The sequence below is a fragment of the Meiothermus sp. genome (genome assembly GCF_025060375.1).
In the GTDB taxonomy this organism is placed as follows: Bacteria; Deinococcota; Deinococci; order Deinococcales; family Thermaceae; genus Meiothermus.
Genome location: NZ_JANXCG010000030.1, coordinates 1 through 17,455, shown reverse-complemented (window position 1 = coordinate 17,455; position 17,455 = coordinate 1). Strand labels below are relative to the sequence as shown.

General features: G+C 64.5%; 20 protein-coding genes. 7 read left to right on the top strand and 13 right to left on the bottom strand.

Annotation, left to right across the window (positions count from 1 at the left end; translation table 11 throughout):
• Positions 1–51 precede the first annotated feature (51 nt).
• From NZ849_RS03960 to NZ849_RS03910, 11 genes are all read right to left on the bottom strand, one after another.
• The gene (locus NZ849_RS03960) at positions 52–1,332 is read right to left on the bottom strand and encodes an FAD-dependent oxidoreductase (RefSeq protein WP_295404390.1); all 1,281 of its coding nucleotides are present in this window, start codon (positions 1,330–1,332) and stop codon (positions 52–54) included.
• A gap of 128 nt (positions 1,333–1,460) precedes the next feature.
• A complete protein-coding gene (locus tag NZ849_RS03955) occupies positions 1,461–2,303 on the bottom strand; it encodes a translation initiation factor 2 (RefSeq protein ID WP_295404463.1) in 843 nt (280 codons plus the stop codon).
• A gap of 34 nt (positions 2,304–2,337) precedes the next feature.
• Positions 2,338–2,769 carry a rhodanese-like domain-containing protein gene (locus NZ849_RS03950; protein WP_295404387.1) on the bottom strand — a complete coding sequence of 144 codons (432 nt, stop codon included), beginning with the start codon at positions 2,767–2,769 and terminating at the stop codon, positions 2,338–2,340.
• 11 nt (positions 2,770–2,780) lie between these two features.
• Positions 2,781–3,584: a sulfur oxidation c-type cytochrome SoxA gene (soxA, locus tag NZ849_RS03945; RefSeq protein ID WP_295404383.1), complete on the bottom strand. Its 804-nt coding sequence runs from the start codon at positions 3,582–3,584 to the stop codon at positions 2,781–2,783.
• A gap of 2 nt (positions 3,585–3,586) precedes the next feature.
• A complete protein-coding gene (gene soxX / locus NZ849_RS03940; RefSeq protein ID WP_295404379.1) occupies positions 3,587–4,159 on the bottom strand; it encodes a sulfur oxidation c-type cytochrome SoxX in 573 nt (190 codons plus the stop codon).
• A gap of 15 nt (positions 4,160–4,174) precedes the next feature.
• Positions 4,175–5,866, bottom strand: coding sequence for a thiosulfohydrolase SoxB (gene soxB, locus NZ849_RS03935; protein WP_295404460.1), 1,692 nt, complete (start codon positions 5,864–5,866; stop codon positions 4,175–4,177).
• A 68-nt stretch (positions 5,867–5,934) separates the two neighbouring features.
• Entirely contained in the window at positions 5,935–6,474 is a 540-nt protein-coding gene (soxX, locus tag NZ849_RS03930; protein ID WP_295404456.1) for a sulfur oxidation c-type cytochrome SoxX, read from the bottom strand.
• A gap of 46 nt (positions 6,475–6,520) precedes the next feature.
• Entirely contained in the window at positions 6,521–7,312 is a 792-nt protein-coding gene (gene soxA, locus NZ849_RS03925; RefSeq protein WP_295404374.1) for a sulfur oxidation c-type cytochrome SoxA, read from the bottom strand.
• Positions 7,313–7,323: 11 nt separating this feature from the next.
• Positions 7,324–7,644 carry a thiosulfate oxidation carrier complex protein SoxZ gene (gene soxZ, locus NZ849_RS03920; protein ID WP_295404370.1) on the bottom strand — a complete coding sequence of 107 codons (321 nt, stop codon included), beginning with the start codon at positions 7,642–7,644 and terminating at the stop codon, positions 7,324–7,326.
• A gap of 17 nt (positions 7,645–7,661) precedes the next feature.
• Positions 7,662–8,129, bottom strand: a complete 468-nt coding sequence (gene soxY, locus NZ849_RS03915; protein WP_295404366.1) for a thiosulfate oxidation carrier protein SoxY — start codon at positions 8,127–8,129, stop codon at positions 7,662–7,664.
• Positions 8,122–8,568: a thioredoxin family protein gene (locus tag NZ849_RS03910; protein WP_295404362.1), complete on the bottom strand. Its 447-nt coding sequence runs from the start codon at positions 8,566–8,568 to the stop codon at positions 8,122–8,124. Before NZ849_RS03910 ends, soxY begins: the two co-directional genes overlap by 8 nt.
• Positions 8,569–8,957: 389 nt before the next feature.
• On the opposite strand from NZ849_RS03910, the gene NZ849_RS03905 reads away from it, so the two are divergent.
• Both NZ849_RS03905 and NZ849_RS03900 read left to right on the top strand, forming a co-directional pair.
• Positions 8,958–10,283, top strand: a complete 1,326-nt coding sequence (locus NZ849_RS03905) for a TolC family protein (RefSeq protein WP_295404358.1) — start codon at positions 8,958–8,960, stop codon at positions 10,281–10,283.
• Positions 10,280–11,326: a TolC family protein gene (locus NZ849_RS03900; protein WP_295404355.1), complete on the top strand. Its 1,047-nt coding sequence runs from the start codon at positions 10,280–10,282 to the stop codon at positions 11,324–11,326. The genes NZ849_RS03905 and NZ849_RS03900 overlap by 4 nt, the downstream gene beginning before the upstream one ends.
• A 1-nt stretch (position 11,327) precedes the next feature.
• Here the strand turns inward: NZ849_RS03900 and NZ849_RS03895 are convergent, their stop codons facing one another.
• Positions 11,328–13,025 carry a glycoside hydrolase family 125 protein gene (locus tag NZ849_RS03895; protein ID WP_295404351.1) on the bottom strand — a complete coding sequence of 566 codons (1,698 nt, stop codon included), beginning with the start codon at positions 13,023–13,025 and terminating at the stop codon, positions 11,328–11,330.
• A gap of 69 nt (positions 13,026–13,094) precedes the next feature.
• Between NZ849_RS03895 and NZ849_RS03890 the strand changes: the two genes are divergently transcribed.
• Genes NZ849_RS03890 through dps form a run of 3 tightly spaced genes read left to right on the top strand, consistent with a single transcriptional unit; the run spans position 13,095 to position 14,782 of the window.
• Entirely contained in the window at positions 13,095–13,613 is a 519-nt protein-coding gene (locus NZ849_RS03890; protein ID WP_295404348.1) for a hypothetical protein, read from the top strand.
• Positions 13,614–13,623: 10 nt separating this feature from the next.
• On the top strand, positions 13,624–14,220 hold the full coding sequence (locus NZ849_RS03885; protein ID WP_295404345.1) for a YceI family protein: 597 nt from the start codon (positions 13,624–13,626) through the stop codon (positions 14,218–14,220).
• Positions 14,221–14,278: 58 nt separating this feature from the next.
• Complete coding sequence (gene dps / locus NZ849_RS03880; RefSeq protein WP_295404343.1) at positions 14,279–14,782, top strand: DNA starvation/stationary phase protection protein Dps; 504 nt, start codon at positions 14,279–14,281, stop codon at positions 14,780–14,782.
• A 7-nt stretch (positions 14,783–14,789) separates the two neighbouring features.
• Here dps and NZ849_RS03875 read toward each other — a convergent pair whose 3' ends face one another.
• Positions 14,790–15,626: a DMT family transporter gene (locus tag NZ849_RS03875; protein ID WP_295404340.1), complete on the bottom strand. Its 837-nt coding sequence runs from the start codon at positions 15,624–15,626 to the stop codon at positions 14,790–14,792.
• 482 nt (positions 15,627–16,108) lie between these two features.
• Between NZ849_RS03875 and recF the strand changes: the two genes are divergently transcribed.
• Positions 16,109–17,164: a DNA replication and repair protein RecF gene (gene recF, locus NZ849_RS03870; RefSeq protein ID WP_295404337.1), complete on the top strand. Its 1,056-nt coding sequence runs from the start codon at positions 16,109–16,111 to the stop codon at positions 17,162–17,164.
• Positions 17,155–17,455: hypothetical protein (locus NZ849_RS03865; protein ID WP_295404334.1), on the top strand; the 301-nt coding region annotated here is incomplete at its 3' end. The genes recF and NZ849_RS03865, both read left to right, overlap by 10 nt.

Below are 17,455 nucleotides of genomic sequence, written 5' to 3'. Positions count from 1 at the left end.
AACTCCTCACTCAAAGGGGTGAGGCAAAGTACGCCCCACCCCAGCCCGGCTTCAGGCGCCAGGCCCAAACATGTCGCTCCACAGACCCCGGGCCCACTCGAAGGCCAGCGCGCCGTTGGGCTTAGAGCGGTTGTTGTCCACCGTGGACTGCTGGCGCACCTGGCGGGCCGCGGCGTCCCAGGTGTGCTTGTGGGAAACCCAGATGGACTCCTCGTTGCTCACGAAGCTGTAGCAGATGTTGTCAGGCAAGGGGTTTTCAATCTCGTCCAGCCGCTTCCCCGCGATGCGCTGGGCAATGTGGTCGGCGATAATCTTGCCGTCGTTGTAGGCCACCTGGCCGCTCTTGGGGAAGGGGGCGTTGCCGATCACGTCCCCGATCACGTACACCCGGTCGTCCACCTCCGATAGGAAGGTGGGGAGCCGCACGTTGACCCAGCGGTCCCCCAACCCAGCGGTGCGCACGATTTCACTGGCCCTCATCGGCGGGATGATGTTGGCTAGGTCGAACTTGAACTCGCCCAGCGGGGTCTTGACCTCCTTCTTGCCGTAGTCAATGGCCGTGACCTCGGCCTGGGGGATGTACTGGATGTAGTCCTTGTAGAGGTCGTTGTAGGCAGCGGTGAAGCCCGGACCCTTGGAGATAGGGCCGGGGTTAGCGTCCAGCACGATCACCTTGCCCTTGATGCGGTTGGTCTTGAGGTAGTAGGCCAGCATGGCCGCCCGCTCGTAGGGCCCAGGCGGGCAGCGGTAAGGCGGCCGGGGGATGGAGATCACGATGTCCCCACCCTCAAAGTTGTCGAGCTGGCGCTTGAGGGCGATGTGTTCCCAGGGCTTGAAGGCCACAGGCAAGAACTGCTTGACCTCGCTGTAGCCCTGGATGGCCTCGTACATGTAGTCGATGCCGGGGGAGACCACCAGGTAGTTGTAGAAGATGATGCCGCTGGTGGTGCGCACGTAGCGGCCTGCTCGGTTGACCTCAATCGCCCGCTCGTTGACGATGGTGACCCCTGCCCGGGCCACGTTGGCGTAGTCAAAGACGATGAAGTCGAGGTCCTTCACCCCACCTAGGTAGAGGTTGCTCATGGGGCAGGACATGAAGGCGGGGTTTTTCTCTATGAGCACCACCTCGATGTTGGGGTTCTTGCGCCGCAGGTGACGAGCGGTGCTCACCCCGCCCCAGCCTCCTCCGATGATGACCACCCGGTTTCCCCGAGCCGGCCCCAGCACGCTGCTGGGCTTGCTGAAGAACTCCTGGGCAAATCCCTGGGTGGCTGCTGCTGCCCCAGCCAACGCCCCCGCCTTCAGTAGTTTGCGCCGCGTTACCTTGCTCATAGCTCCTCCCCGTGGCCCAAGCCCGCACCAGGGCGAACCCCTGGCGTTTCAGGTCCAGCGCTTGGGCGTGTCATAAGCTTATCAGATTCGCTCCAGGCCGAAGAGTTCATAACCAAAGGTTATGCTGCTTATTGCCCCGGGCGATAGGGACGTCCCCCTACAGCCTCGAGGATCTGGCTCATTACCCGCCGGGCCTCCTGCAACATGCTCATGGTGGGCTGGCTCTGGGCCACACCAGGCATGATGCTCATGAGCATCGGCTCAATCGCCCCCACCAGAACCCCGCCCTGTACCGGCATCACGAAGAAGCGGCAGGGGGCAGCAAAGCCGCCAGCTGGCTGGGTCATGAACATCTGGTAGGCCCACTCGCTCTTGCAGGGGTGTATGCCGGTCACGTTGCCCATCTTGACTGCCGGGAGCACGTTCAGGCCGTTGCTGCTCAGCTCGCTTTCGATGAGCAAGGTGAGCTCCTCGGCGCTACCCCCCTCCACCTGGTAGAGCAGGACCGGCATCATCCCCGAACGGGGATCAGGCATCATGGCTGGGGCCACCCGGCGGGGCAGGCCCAGGCTGTAAATTACCGCCTTGAGCTTGGCCCCAAGGAGCCGACTCTTGGTGTTTTTGACCCCCAGCATGCCGAACATCAGGTCGGGGTCAAAAGTGCCGACGGTTACAGCGCCGGGCTGGGCCGCGTGAAGGTAGACCGTGGGGGGCAGGATGATGGCGGTCATGAAGTTCTCCTGCACCGCGGCCAGGGTACCCTCCTCCGGCTCCAGCACGAGCAGGAGATAGTCAGGGAAGTCGGCCTTAAAGTTCTTGACCTGGCCCCCCAGGTTGAGTGTCCGGGCCACCTTAAGCCCTTGGGCGGCCAAGGCAGCCTCCACCCGGGCTTGGGCTTCAGCAACACCTACCCCGCGCAGGGTGGTCTCCAAGGACTGGGCCAGGGTTCCGGAGATCATCAGGACAGCCATCAGCAGCAACAGACGCACGCGCACGGTTCACCCCCTAGGGTCGTTCTACGGGAAGGCCCAGCTCGAGCCAGGCCCTGAATCCCCCATTCAGGTTCTTAACCTCGGTATAGCCCAGCGCCCGCAGATAAGCCGCGGCCACCGCACTCACATGACCGGTGCCACAGTAGACCAAAATGGGCTTGCTCTTGTCCTTGGGCAGCGCGGCCAGGCGGTCGGGCAGCTGGCTGATGTGGATGTGTACCGAGCCAGGAATAAAGCCCCTGGCGCGCTCCTCATTGGTGCGCACGTCCAGGATGAAGGGCTCAAAGACCTCTACGTAGTCCTTGGCCTCGGCGGCGTAGAGCAGGTAGCTGGCGGGGTTAACCTTCTTGAGATAACTCCCAAACTGGAGCAGGGCCCCGGGGGTCATCTCCTGCGCCAACCCAAGGCCGCCCAGGAGCACCAGCACCAACATTCCCCTACGCATAGCCATCTCCTCTAGCGGGTAAAACCCGGCATCTCAGTGAACCTGTTCTTGCCCTTGGTGGCCTCCGCCAGCATGTACATGGAGAGGGCAATGTAGGGCTCAGAGTAGTAGACGGGTGGGCGAATGCCGATGGACTCGTAACAGAAAGCGATGCGGTCCTGCAAGGTGTAGAGCTTATCGGCCTCAAAGCGGTAGGCCGGCCACTCATTGGAAAGCCCCTGGCGCGGGCTGCGCACCGGCGAGAGCCGCACCTTGCGGCCCGCATAGCTCTCATGGCAGATGGCGCAGTTCATATCCCGGTCGCCTGCCCGGTGGTACCAGAGCTCGCGGCCCAGGTTGTACATGGCGACCTCCTGCGAGGTGCGGGGCACCACGTTGATGGGCATCTCGCTCGACTTAGAGGCCACGTAGGCCACCAGGGCTTTCACCTCGTCGCGCTTGATATCCTCAAGCCTGAAGCCTTGGAGCCGAACCATACAGCTCACAATGCGGGTTTCCAGATCCTCTACCCGCCTGGTGTCGGCGAAGTAGCGGGGCAGCTGGGTCAGGGCCCCCTCGAGCTTCCCCGGCCCCAGGCCAAAGTCGCAAGCCTCAAGGCTCACCTGCCTGGGCCCCCGCTTGGCATAGAACAGTTCCTCACCCTGAGCAGCGTAGAGCTCACCCGGCAGAATCCCTGCGGTCTGGCGGAACAGCTCCCGCTGCCGCTCGGCCTCCTTGTAGGGGTCAAGCTCCTGCTGGCTTTGGGTCAGGGCCACCCCCAGCGCGAACCCCAGCAAGGCCAGCCCCAACACGCGGTACAAGCGGTTTCTACGCATACTCACCTCTTGAGGTTGGCGTTCACCGGCGAAGCCGGGTCAAGCAGGAAGGCCACGATGTGGGCAGTATCCTCCGGGCTCAGGATGCCGTGGTAGCCGGCCCGGTACATGAGGGAGCAGGGCATGGAGGCCCAGGCGTTGTAGATTTTGTCATAGGTGTACTTCACCACCGCCTCGCTGGTGCCCCGTGCGCCGTACCCCACCAGGCCAGGCCCCATGTTGCCAGCCCCCGCTTCCCTGGGATCGCCCGTGTGGCAGGCATAACAATTGCCCTTGCGGGGGTTGGTAAAAAGCTCCTCCCCTTTCTTCCAATCCCCCATTAGCTTCCCATCGGCGGGGTACTTGATGAGCTTCCTCTGCCGCTCCAGGAAGGCTGGCACCAGCTCCGCGGGTAGTCTGTCGCGGTACTGGGAGCAAAGGGCTTGGTCTGGGTCCTGTTGCATGCTCCTTTGGAATTCCGGCCCCCCGCTTTGAATGGCTTGGTTCACCCGCTGCTGAAAGGGGCTCTGCTGCGAGAGGGCCACCCCCAAAAGCACAGCTACCACAAACCAGAACAACAACCGCTTCCCTTTCACAAAAGCGAACCTCCTTCAGCCAGGCAGTACATAGCGATGGTCCAGCACCCGCATGCTGGGGCGAGGTGGGACACTAACGGTTTTGAGCTGACGGATGTACTCCGCCATGATGTCATAGATGGGCCTGGGGGTGTACTTCTCCAGGATGGTGCCGCTGCGCTGCAGCCGACCCCCATAGGCCGCCACAACGTACTCGCGGTTCGGGTCAAGCCGCCGCCCCCGTATGGCCACATTGCGGATGCGCTGGCCGGTGGGCGCATTCACCGCCAGGTCGTAGGCAAGTCCGTAGACCCGGCTCATATCCCCTCCCTGCTGGTAGAAGGGATCGGGATTGAAGGCATTGGCCGCCACATCCTCCAGGACGGCCAAAAGCCTCTCCCCTTTGAGCTTGAAGACGTACACCTCAGGGTAGGTGAAGGCGGTGTAGGCCAGCAACCGGTCCATGGTGATGGGCTGGCCCGGGAGGATGGCCGTACCCCAGCGGGTGCCCGGGCTGAAGGCCACCTCCACCTCGGGGTAGAAGGCCTGAATGGCCCGGCCCGAGAGCTCGTCGAAGGTAGAGTAGGTGGAGTCGCGCTTGTAGATGAGGGTCTCGGCTGTACCCAGCACCTCGTCCAGGTAGGCTTTGTGGGGGGCATAGGCTCCCTCCACAAACTCCACCAGGTCGGCATCGGGTTGGATTAGGTTGCTCGCCACAGGCAGCACGGTCTGCCGGATTTCCTGAATGCCCCCCTTCCTAAGCTTGAGGTCCACCCGGACCACCGCCTTACCCGCAGCCCCACCCGCCACCAGCCAGGTGTTCCCGAAGCGGGCTGGACGGGGGGTATAGTCGTGGGTATGGCCGGTGAGAATCAGGTCAATGCCGCTGACCCTCTCGGCAATCGCCGAGTCCAGCGGGACGCCGTTGTGGGAGAGAAGCACGATGGCGTCTACCCCCTTGCCCCGCAGCTCGTCCACATAGCGCTGTAGCTCCTTCTCCCGCACGCCGAAGGAAAGCCCCTCGGAAAACTCCTCGGGGTGGGAGACCTTCACGTAGGGGAAGGTAGAGCCGATGATGGCCAGGCTGTAGCCCCCTATCTCGTGGATGCGGTAGGGTTCGTAGATGGGGTCGCCGAAGAGGTCATCCACGATGTTGAAGCTCACCACCTGGGCCTTGAGCTCTTTGACCAGCTCCTCCACCCGGGGCCGGCCCAGGGTGTACTCCCAGTGAAAGACCATGTGGTCGAAGCCCACCCGGTTCATCCAGTCCACCATGACCTGCCCCTTGGTGAGCAAGGAGATGCCGGAGTTGGTCCAGTTATCGCCTCCATCCAGCACCAAGGTGCGGCGTTCCCCCGCGGCGGCCCGCTGACGGCGGATAAGGGTGCCGATATGGGCCCCCCCGCCCATGGGCCCAAAACGCTGGGCCAGGGCCGCAAAGTCCACCGAGGAGAAAACATAGGCCTCCAGGCTCCCCCGCCGGATGCCGTAGTAGCGCAGCATGGCCTCCCCGGCCAGGTAGCCGGGCCGACCCTCCAGCGGCTTGGGGGCCAGCAGGTTGGGGGGCTCCATGAAGTGGTGGGGCCTTAGCTGAGCGTGCAGGTCGGTGCTGAAAAGCAGGGTCACGTCGCCAAAGGGCGGGACGTCGTAGAGCCGCTCCGGGCGGTCCATGGCCTGCGCAAAGGCCCTAGGAGAGGTTAAGCCAAGGGCCAGCAGAAACCGTGCCAGTTCGCGTCGAGTCGTAGAAGTCCCCCTCTCCCCCACAAACGCAGTGGGAAGAAGCCGCAATTTTTCACTCAGCGCTTCAGCGCCGGTTTGGTGTTGAAGTCCGAGGAAGGGTCAAGCAGGTAGGCCACCACATCGGCGATTTCCTCGGGCTTCAGAAGCCCACCGTGGCCGAAGCGGTACATCACCGTGCAGGGGAAGTAGGCCCAAGGGTTGTAGATCACCTCGTAGGTATAGCGTTGAACAGCCTCCGAGGTACCCCTCTGGCCGTACTTCTCCAGGCTAGGCCCTACGTTGCCGCCAATGTTGAGGGGCGAGCCCACGTGGCAGGAGAAGCAGTTGCCTCGAGCCAGGGTGTTGTAGATGGCCTCACCCCGCTTCCAGTCGCCCATCAGCCGCCCCCCCTCGGGGTACTTGATGAGCCGGCGCTGTTCCTCAATGAAGGAGCCCAGCACCTCCGGGGGCAAGCGGTTGCGGTGGATGGAGCAGAGTGCCTGGTCCGGGGCCTGCCTCAAAAGCACGTTGGCGTAGTTTTGCCCACCTGCCTGGATGAGCCGCTGGAGCTCAGGGGTGATGTAGACGGGGCCCGGCTGGCCACTGGCCGGGCCCAGGAAGGCCAGCAAAGCGATCAGGTAAAACCGACGCACCCTCCACCTCCTAGCGTATGAACCCCGGCAGGTCCATCCGTGCCCCCCTGGCCTGCGCGTTCATGAAGAGGGTCAGCGCGATGATGGGCTCGGAATAGAAGTCCGGCGCGGGCATCCCCAGGTTGGCGTAGCAGGCCCGGATGCGGTCGGCCATGGTCCAGGCCTGGTCGTTGGAGTAGCGGAAGGCCGGCCAGTGGCTGGCTACCCGTTTGTCTCCCAAGAGGTCGGAGTAGGGCAGCACCCCAGCCCGGCGGCCCACGTAGGTCACGTGGCACGAGGCGCAGCCCATGTCGCGCGGACCAGCGCGCAGGTAGAAGAGCTTCTCGCCCAGCTCGTAGAGCTTCTTCTCCTGCGGCATAAGGGGCCGCACGTACATCGTCTGCTCGTTGGAGAGCGAGGCGATGTAGAAGGCGATGGCCACCACCTCGCTGCGCCGGATCTCCTCGGGGCGGAAGCCCTGGAGCCGGATCATGCAGGTGCGGATTCGGGAGTCCAGGTCCTCTACCCGTCGGGTGTCAAAGAAGTAGCGGGGCAGCCGGCCCACCACCCCCTCGAGCCTACCCGGCCCCCGGCCGAAGTCGCAGGCCTCGAGGCTGGCCTGTTTGGGCCCCCGTTTGGCCTTGAACAGCTCCTCTCCTTGCTGGACGTACAGGTCGCTGGGAAGGATGCCCCCGCTCTGCTCCAAGAGCTGCTTCTTCTGCTTCTCCGCCTCCTTTACCGGATCATCCTCCTCCTGGGCCGAAGCCCCCAAGGCCCCCAGGGCCAGGGCCAAGGCCGCCAGAAGACGCCAGAAGCGGCCCATGGGCGTGCTCCTTAGGCCAGGGCTAGGTCGGCGGTGCGCTCACCGGACTTCCCGGTTAGATCCTTGGCCACGACCTTGATCTGGCCAGCCTTGGCGGCCTTCATCTTGAAGGCGAAGAGCGGGTTGGCGCTGGTGCCAGGGCCGGGCTTCACCGTGGCAATCGGCTGCCCGTCAAAAAGTACGGTCAGCTCGTTGATGTGGTCGGCCGGTATCAGCTTCCCGCTGGCGTCCCGGCGGGTACCGGGCTCCATGGGGTGCTGAATCACAATCTGCACGCGAACTTCCTCACCGGCTTTGGGCCTGGCTGGATTGAAGCGAATCAGGATGTTCATGGTTCAAACCTCCGAAACTAACCGCAGCCTCCTACCGTCACCCGAACGCCCTGCGAGGCCACCAGCAGCCTGCCATCCTTGGTCTCCACCACCGCCCGCACCGGCGCAGTCTCGGCCACGCGCACGCGGGTGGCGTAGTAGGGCAACACCCCTCCACCGAGGAGCTGGAAGCTGAAGAGCAGGGGGTTGGCGTTCTTGTCGCAGAAGCAGTGGATGGCTTTGACCTGCTCGGCCGGCAGGTTGACCTCGATTTCCACCGGGACGTTCGCTCCCGACTCGGCAATGGCGGGGGCCGTCAGCTTGATGGCCTGGGAGGGTACGAGGTCTTTGTAGCCCTTGCCCAGGCTGGCCTGAAGGCCCTTCTCCAGGTTGGCGATGTCCTCGCCCTCTAGCCCGCCCTGGGCCAGCGCCGAACCTACCCGGCCGACCACCACGGAAGCGGCCAGGGCGCCCGCCGAAGCTTTGAGAAACTTTCTCCTATTCACAACCTTCACCTCCCGCTTTAGCGCAGAACTGCTCGAGCTCGCGCAGGAACTGCGCCCGAGGGCGGCTGCCGAACAGCCGCCCTATCTCTTTCCAGGCACCCTCATGGGGTACCAGAAAGACAAAGGTGGGGGTACCAAAAGCCCGCATCTGGCGCGAGAGGGACTGGCCCTCGGGGCTGTGCGCGTCCACGCTCGCCACCACATACCTGCGGGCCAGAATTCGGGAAACAGCCCCGTCTGAAAGGACAAAGGTGTTCATCTGCTCGCAGTAGGGGCAGCCATGACCCCAGAAATAGACCATCAGAATGCGGCGGTAGGCTTGGGCATACTGCTGGGCTTGGGGATAAGGGTACCAACGGTCAAAGTCCACCACCGGGCCCGCCAAGGCCGGTGTGAGGAGGGCCCCCAGGCCCAAGGCGAAAACAGCTACCGTTCTCATGACAACACGGCCTCAGCTTATACGGAGTGGGGGTACAAGCGTCAAGGGCCTGGCTCCCAATTACCAAAGGCAAGAGAGCCCCATGGAGCCCGTTCTTTGGAGCCATAACAAATTTGTTATAACAAAAAACGAAGATGGTTATTACTTAAGGTAAAGACAGCGCGGAGCAGGTCCGGGCCGCAGGCCGGGGCAACAGCCGGTGGTTGCCCAGCCTCTCCATGCTCAGCTTTTTAGCTGGGCAAAAGCCCCTGCCTATCCTGTAACCAGGATTTTAGGCCCATTGTAGCAAGAGATCCGCCTTGGGACCAATGCGCCTTCACCAAACCTACATATCTTGTACTGGGCGCATACACGGGAGTCGCCGAACATACCAAACGCGGAGGTACCGCTTGAAGCGACTTTTTGTTCCCCTCGTTGTCCTGCTGGCCCTGGCCCCCCCGGGCCTAGCCCAAGGAAGCCTAACCCTCTCCCAGTCGCTGGAAGCCCTGCCCCGAACGCTGGACTGGCAAAGCGCCGACCAAACCTACGAAAGCGCAGTCCGGCAGCTCGAGGCGGCCCTGGCTGCACGTGGGCTTAGCCTCTCGGGTGGAGCCGAATACGTCCTACGGGAACCCAGCGGCAGCAGCCTCTCCCTCTCAGCCACCGCCAGCCTGGGGGTGTTTCCCTGGTCGAGCAGCGCTGACGCCGTGGCCAGCGCCGAGCGGGGCCTAAGGCGCGCCGATCTAACCCGTCGGGAGGCCCGCAACAACCTCTACCTCAGCGTTTGCACCCAGTACTTCAACCTGCGTCAAGCCCAGGCCGACCTGGAAATCGCCCAAGCCACGGTGGCCTTGCGGGAGCGGCAGCTCCAAATCGTGCGGACCCAGAACCAGGCCGGCAGCGCCACCCTAAGCGACCTGCTCACCGCCCAGCAAAACCTAGACAGCGCCCTTTCAGGGCTGGTGAGCGCCCAAGGGGCGCTGGAGCTGGCCCGCCTCACCTTAGCCAGCACCCTGGGGTTGCGCCCCGAGCAGCTCGGCCTGCCGAGCACCGCCCCCCAGGAACCCGAGCTGCCCAGCGAGGGGCTCGATGTCTTGATACAACGGGCCCTAGCTCAGCGGCCGGATGTGCTACGGGCCGCGTTGGGCCTCGAGGAGGCCCAGGCCAACCTGGCCAGCGCCCAGCGGGACCGGCTCCTGCCCAACGCCGCGTTGAGCGCGGGCTATAGCGGCGCCAGCGCCAGCCTTTCGGCCGGTCTTAACCTAAAAAACGGCACCCTATCGCTCTCTGCAGGAGTTCCCCTGGTGCAGGGGAGCAGTACCCAGCAGGGCTGGGCGGTGGGCCTCTCGCTCAACCTCCCCATCGCCGACCCATCCGCCGAAAGCCGGATTAGCTCGGCCCAGACCGCCCTCAAGGCCGCCGAGCTGTCCTTGGACTCGGTTCGCAAAACCGCTGAGCTGGACGTGCGCCAGAAGTACCAGAATCTCCTAACCGCGAAAGCGAGCGTTGCCGCAGCGCAGAGTGCTCTCAAGGCTGCCGAACAAAATCTGAGCACCGCTCGAGCCCGTCTCCAAGCCGGCACCGGCACCGCAGTGGAGGTGCAGGCTGCTGAGCTGAGTCTACGGCAAGCCCGGCGCAATCTGGAGGCCGCTACCGCCCAAGCCCAGCTTGCTGGTCTGGCCCTACACGTCGCCTTGGGAACCGACCTGACCGCCACCCTAGGAGGGATTCGATGAACCCCGTTCGCTTCCTCTGGCTTTTACTGCTTCTGCCCACCGCCCAAGCCCAGAACACCCTGACCCTAGTTCAGGCCCTCTCTCAGGCTTACCGCCAGGGGCCCACGCTGCAAAGCGCCCAGGCCACCCTACAGAACGCCACCCTGCAGCTCAATGCGCTCAAAGCCGACCCCAGCACCCTGATTGTGGCCCTTACCCAGGCCGAGCAAAACGCCAGGCTGGCCCAGGTGAACCTGGAGGCCACCCGCCTTAGCGTGATGCAAAGCGTGGTGAACGCCTACCTAAGCTTGTACGAAGCCCAGCAGAATGTGGCCCTGTACCAAGCCCAAGTGGCCCTCAACCAGCGCAATCTAGAGGTGGCCCGAGCCCGCCTAGCCGCTGGGAACGCCACTGCGCTGGATGTAGCCCGGGCCCAGACCACCCTGGACAGCTCGAGGCAGTCCCTCACCACCGCCCAGGCCCAGCTCCCAGTGCTGGCCGCTCAACTCGCCGCGCTGCTGGGCCTGAGCGATCTGGGCAACGTCGCCGTGGCCCCGCCCCCGTCCACCCCAGCCCTGCAGGCCGACCTGGAAGCGCTGCGCAAAAACCTCTTCGAGCGGCTCCCCAGCGTACTCCAAGCCCAACAGGCGGTAGAGCTGGCCCAGCTCAACGTCAAGCTAGCGGACAACGACTACACCCCAGCGGTGCAGCTCAACAGCGCCAGGCTCAATCTGGAAAACAACCTCCGCGCGCTGCAAACTGCCCAGCAAAACGCCCTCACCAGCCTTCAGAACGCCTACCAGGCAGCCCAAAGCGCCCACAAAAACATCGCACTGGCCCAAGCCAACGTAACCAACGCCCAGAAACTGGTAGAGCAGAGCCAGGCTGCGCTGCGGGCGGGCACCATCTCAGCCCTGCAACTCCAGACCGACCAAGTCTCCCTAAAAAGCGCCGAGTACGCTTTGGTGCAGGCTGTGAGCGCATACTGGAAAGCCCTCGCCGCCCTCTCGGTGGCGGCCGGACAGGACTTCACCGGACTGGTGCAGGCCGCAAGCGCACCGTAGCCTACCTTCCCCCGGCCAGCGTGTGGGCGATGAGCCCAGCCAGGGCGGCAAACCCTACCCCAGTACGGGCCAGACCGGTTCTGGGGTCAAAGGACTCCGGCGCATACCCCTGGTCGAGGGGGGCCTGTTCCAGGACCAAAAGGGCCTCATTGGCGGGCCGCACCAGCCCCGAAAGGATGCGGTTGGCCAGAGAGAAACCCGAAGGGAAGGGGAAGTGCACCGAGCCCTCTCCACCGAAGCGGCCCCCAAAATGGTAGGGGTTGTCGGCGCTCAACACCCAGAGGGCGGTGGCCTGCCAAAGGGGGTCTTGGCGGTCGCAAAAACCCAGGTAGGGCAGGAGCAGGAGGCTACCTGGCGGCTCGTCGGCGAAGGTGTGTGCGCCCCCTGGCTCAAAGCTGTAGGCAAAGCGGCCGTTGCGACCGGCCTGGCGGTAGAGGGTCTCGCGGATGGCGCGGGCCTCCTGCTGAAGCCCCTTGCCTTCAGGCCAAAAGGGGGCCAGGCGCTCCAGGGCCACGCACAGAAGGGCGTTGTCGTAGGTTAGGTAGGGCTCACGCACTGGGTCGTCGGTAGGGGAAAGAAAGGTCCGGTAAAGGGGCAGGCTAGGGTGCTTTTCTTCCCGTATGCGGCCCAGTACCCCCTCCAGGGGCTCCCTTAGCTCGATCAACAGCGCCGGGTCCGGTCCGGCCACCTCGAGGTAGCGGGCCAGGGCCAGGGGGTAAGCCGCGGCCTGGTCAAGCTCAAAGCCAGGGTACAGAGGCGGGCCGCTCAGGTACTGGGCGTGCTCCCCAGGCCAGCGAGCGTAGCGCAAGAAAGCAGCCCTAAGCACCTTCCTGGCCCGCATCCGGTCGACCCTGAGCAGCGCGGGGAAAAACCACAGCAAAGCGTCCCGGGCCCAGTAGGCTCCCGAAACGTAGTAGTGAGGGCTCCGCGAGGTGAGAAGCACCGGTTCCCCTTCCAAGCTGTCGGCCTGGGCGTAGAAGTAGCTGAACACCAAGTGGCGTCGGTAGACCTCGGGAAGAGGGCCGCGGTACGCTTCGTAAAGCGAGGCCAGCTTGCGCTGTGTTCCCTCGAGCAAGCCCTCCCAACCCACCCGCCGCAGGTGCAGGGCGGTGGTGCGGGCCCCATCGGCCTCAGGGGCCAGGCCTAGGTAGAGGGTTACGGGCCCTCCCTCCCAGACCCACTCAAACCGCTCCCCCCAGTTCACCCAGCTAGGGGGTGGGTCGCCCTGGAGGCCTAGGGCCAGCAGGGTGCGGTAGGCGCGGGCCTCCAACAGGTAGCTCCCCGTCCAGGGGTCATGGTCGAAGTGGAAGGAAACCCGAAGCCGCTCCTCCCCAAACCGCCTAAGCCCCAGGTAGCTCAAGGCGCCCGTTGCCCGGATAGGCCCCGGAGCCTTGGGCTCCAGGCGCAGGGCTAGCCCTCGCTGGCCCCAGGGGGCCAGCAGAGTAGCCCGCAGCCGCTCGTTCTCCCACTGGGGCACCCAGTCCCAAAGGCGGGAAGAACGCCAGGCTTCCCCCTGCACCTCCAAAAGAGGTTCGCCCACCCAGTCCAGCAGACCGTCCAGGGCAAGCGAAACCACGCCCAGCCGATTTACCAGGGGGGCTTTGGGACAGGCCTCCACGTGCACATCCAGATTTCCAGTAGGGAGGTGCGCAGGGGGCGAGTCCAAAACAGGTGCAGGGGTCAGAAGGTCGGCGTGCATGGGTCAATCCGGTCCTTTATCTTTCCTACACAGATCTATTGCAAGATTAGCCTAAACGAGGGAAGGGATATGAGAAGAGCCGTCGCCTTTTGGACACTGCTGGCCCTTGGCCTGGCCCTAGCTCAGGGGGGGCCGCCCAACCTCTCCCCAGAGATGCGGCAGCGCTTTGAGGCCTACCGCCCGGTCTTTGACCTGGTGACCACCATCGGCCTAATGGAGGAGCTGGACAAGCAGCGCGGCTTGGCCTTTACCAAGGCCCAGGCCCAAAGGCTGTTGCCCATTCTGCGCGACCTGCAAAACCGCCCTGACCTCAAGCCCGCCGAGGCGGCTAGGATTTTGGGGACCATTGAGGACGCCATCCTCACCCCTGCCCAGCTCAAGTGGATGGACGAGACCATTCTCAAGCGCCGCGAAGAGGCTCGTCAGCGCCAGGGACAGGGTGCCCAAGCAGGCGGCCCACAGGCCCCGGGCGGGCGTGGCGGCTTGTTCCAGGCCATCGCTCAGGGCAAACCCTACAACCCCTTCAAGGAGCAGCCCCGGGCCGCCGAGAACCTAAAAAACCTGATCTCCCTGCTCTCCAAGCGGTAGGAGGTGCCCGGTGAACCGCTGGTTCTTTGTGTTGCTGGGATTGGTGGGCCTTGCCCAGGCCCAGGCCCAAAGCCGCCTCGAGCTCATCCCCACCCAAAGCGAGGCCCGCTACCGGGTGCGCGAACAGCTCGCGGGCCTCAATTTCCCCACCGACGCGGTGGGAACCAGCAAAGGGGTGCAGGGCGTGGTGCGGCTCGACCGAAACGGGCGGGCCCTGGAAGGCTCGCGCTTTACGGTAGACCTGAACGCCCTGGCCAGCGACGAACCTCGGCGGGACAACTACATCCGCCGGAACACGCTCAATACTGGCCAGTACCCGGTAGCCGAGTTCGTCCCCAAAGAAGTGCGCGGCCTCAGCTTTCCCCTACCGCAAAGCGGGAAATTCCCCGTGCAAATCGTTGGCGACCTGAAGATTCGGGAGGTCAGCCGGAGCGTGACCTGGGAAGGGGAGGTAGAATTCCGAGGCGATACCGCCTATTTGCAAGCCCGCACCAGCTTCACCTTCCGCGACTTCGGGCTGGTCCAGCCGCGGGTGCTGGTGGTCTTGAGCGTCGACGAGAACATCCGGCTCGAGGTAAGCTTCGCTTTCCGCATACTGGAGCGCTGAGGGGAGGTGGTTGGACGCAGGGCCAGGTAGGGGGTATCCTGAGGCTTAGGAGGTCAAGATGGCGCTCAAAGCCCGCACAAAAACCCCGCTGCATCCCACCCAAAACGATCTTCCGGAAAAGACCCGCACCGCAGTGATTGAGGCCCTAGCCCCTGCCCTGGCCGCCGCGATGGACCTCTATGCCCAGGCCAAGTCGGCCCACTGGAACGTAAAGGGGCCCAGCTTCATCAGCCTGCACGAACTCTTTGACCGGGTGGCCGAGGCCGCTGATGGCTGGGCTGACCTGCTGGCGGAGCGCATCGTGCAGCTCGGCGGCACCGCTGAGGGAACCGCACAGGTGGTAGTGGAGCGCTCCAGTCTCCCCCCCTACCCCCTCGAGATCACCCAGGGCTCCGAGCACACCGCCGCCCTCTCCCGCTCCCTGGCGGCCTTCGGCCAGCAGGTACGCGCCCTCATAGACCACACCGACAGCCTGGGCGATAAGGACACCGCCGATATCTGCACAGAGATCTCCCGCGCTTGCGACAAGCTACTGTGGTTCGTGGAGGCCCACAACGCCTGAGCCAGCTTCACCCAGCGGCAATCAGCGCGATGGCCACCAGGGAGAGCAGCACCCCCAGGTTCTGGCCCGGCCGCAGCCGCTCCCGCAGCAGAGCCCAGGCCAGCACGGCCGTGAAGGCCGGATACAGCGAGGAGAGGACCGCGGCCACGTCCAGCCGGCCAGCCTGGGCGGCGGCCAGGAAAAACACGTTGCCTCCGGCATCTAGAAGCCCCGCCAGGATCAGCAACGGCAGGTAGCGGCCCAGCTCCTGCCGAGGTCCTGGGAAAGCCCTCAGGGCCCAGCCCAAGACGAGGACAGCGGCGGTCAGCTTGGCGAAGGCGGAGGGCCAGAAGAGCCCTTCCACCCGGTCTATGAGCACGAAGTAGCCGCCAAACCCCAGACCTGCCAGGGCTGCGTAGCCAAGCCCCAGGGAGGGTCTGCCAAATTCCCCCGACTGGGAGGCCAGCCACACCCCCAAAAGCCCCACCCCGAAGCCCCAAAGCTGCACCGGTGCGGGCGTCCCCTCCAAAAACACCCCCACCAGTGCAGCCAGAGATGCCCCCACCACCCCGGCCACCGGGGCCGCCAAGCCCATCTGCCCGGCCTGAAAGGCCCGGTAGAGGAAGACCAACCCCAGGCACCCTGCAGCACCGGCCGCCAGGCTCCACGGCAGGTCGGAAGGATATAGGTTTTCGCCCCGCCCGAGGGCCATAAGGACGAAAAACGAAAAGCCCGTGATTTGCACCAGAAGGGCCACCCGGTAGGGGCTGAGCTTCCGGGCCGCCAACCCACCGCTAAAGTCGCCCGCCCCCCAGGACAGGGCCGAAAGCAGGGCCAGGCCCACAGCCGCCATCTCGAAGCTCATGGGGCCATCTTAATCGAGTGAGGACCCAAAGCCACAACCTGGGTCTGGTTCCCCAGGCCCTGGGTGGTCGGCACTCCCGGCGAGGGAGCTGGTGCTCCCACTGCCCTGGGGGTGCCACTTCTGGGCCTCCCCCCAATCCGGGAGCTCTCCCTACACGGTTCAAGCTCTGCACAAAGGGGCTTCACCCCCAGAGAAGGCCGCGCCGAGCGAGCTATGCGAGACCGCAGAGCGGCCCCAGGTCTGCCCGCTGAGGCTACCCTGACGGCCCGTTTACCGCTGAGCAGGAAAAGGTAGCGCTCTCCGCCCGAGTGCCTGAAGCAGGGCCGCGTCAAGGTCTGAGCCATCGCCCTAGCCCACCTGGACCTGCTCATCGCGCTGGGCGAGCCGAGCCAGGCGCTCTGGAGGGGCCAAAAAGCCCAGGCAAAACCACCGGTAGGCAGTGGACTTGTCTACTGGCGCCCGGGCTTTTAGCCTAGTACGAGGTGCGCCTGCTGCGCTTCGGCCAGAAAAACTTCCGAAACCTGGCCACCCCAGTCTTCATCCCTGAGGGAGGGCTTACCACCATTGTGGGGGGCAACGCCCAGGGTAAGACCAACCTTTTGGAGGCCATTGAACTGGTGCTGGGCGGGGAACTGCGCAACGGCACCCTCGAGCGCATCGCCTTCGGCAAAAGCGAGGCCTCCTTGTACGCAGAGGTGGAAACCCAGTTTGGTCGAAGCCGGCTCGAGGCCCGCTTAAGCCAAGAAGGGCGTGAACACCGCCTAAACGAAGCCCCCGCCACCTTGCGCGAGCTGGCCCAGCTTCCCGGGGCAGTGCGCCTAGGCCCCGACGACCTGGCACTGGTGCTGGGCCCCCCAGAAGAACGGCGTCGCTTTCTGGACGTGCTGCTCTCGCGCTTCTCGGCCCGCTATCGGGCCATGCTGAGCCAGTACAACCGCGCCCTGCAACAGCGCAATGCCCTGCTCAAGGCCAGCCTACGCCAAGCGGAAAAGGCAAGCAGACCTGTGCCTTCGGGCATGGAAATCTGGAACACCGAGCTGGCAAAGTACGGAAGCGAGATCCTCAGCCTGCGCCGCCGCATGCTCAAGCGGCTGACCCCCTTAGCCCGCGAGGCCTACCGCGAGCTGGCCCCAGGCGAGTTGTGGCTGGAGTTGTCCGAGACCGCGGCGCCAGAACACTTTTTGGAGGCCCTGGAGAGCAGCCTTCCTGAAGACCTACAGCGCGGCTCCACCAGCGTAGGCCCCCACCGCGACGACCTACGAATCTTCCTCTCAGGCCGAGAGGCCGCTCGGTTTGCCAGCCGCGGGGAGTGCCGCAGCATTGCGCTGGCCTTGCGGCTTGCTGAACACCGCTTGCTCTGGGCCCACTACGATGAGGCCCCCTTGCTGTTGGTGGACGAGTGGCACACCGAGCTGGACGCCCACCGCCGGGCGGCGCTTCTGGCTTATGCTGAAAGCCTGCCCCAGGCCATCCTGGCAGGCCTCGAGACCCCGGGGGTGGGCAGAGTAGTCCATATTGAGGCGGGTGTATGGCGTTGAAAGACCAAGGGCCAAACGCTCTTCAGGAAGCCCAAAGGGGGCTTCTGTGGGCCTCCCTGCTAGCCCTAGCCATCCTGGCGGGCATTGTAGCCCTTCTGTCGGGCTTTACCCTCCTGCGGTTGTGGCCCCATGCCCCTGCCCTTTGGGCGGGCCAGGCTGTGCAGCTCCCCTCAGGACCGCAGATCAACCCAAGCCTTCTACAGGTCAGCCTGGCCGCCTTTGGGACCTCCGCAGGACTTTTGCTGGCTTCGGTCTGGGCCCTGCGCTGGCTGAAGCGAGCCTGGACCTCTG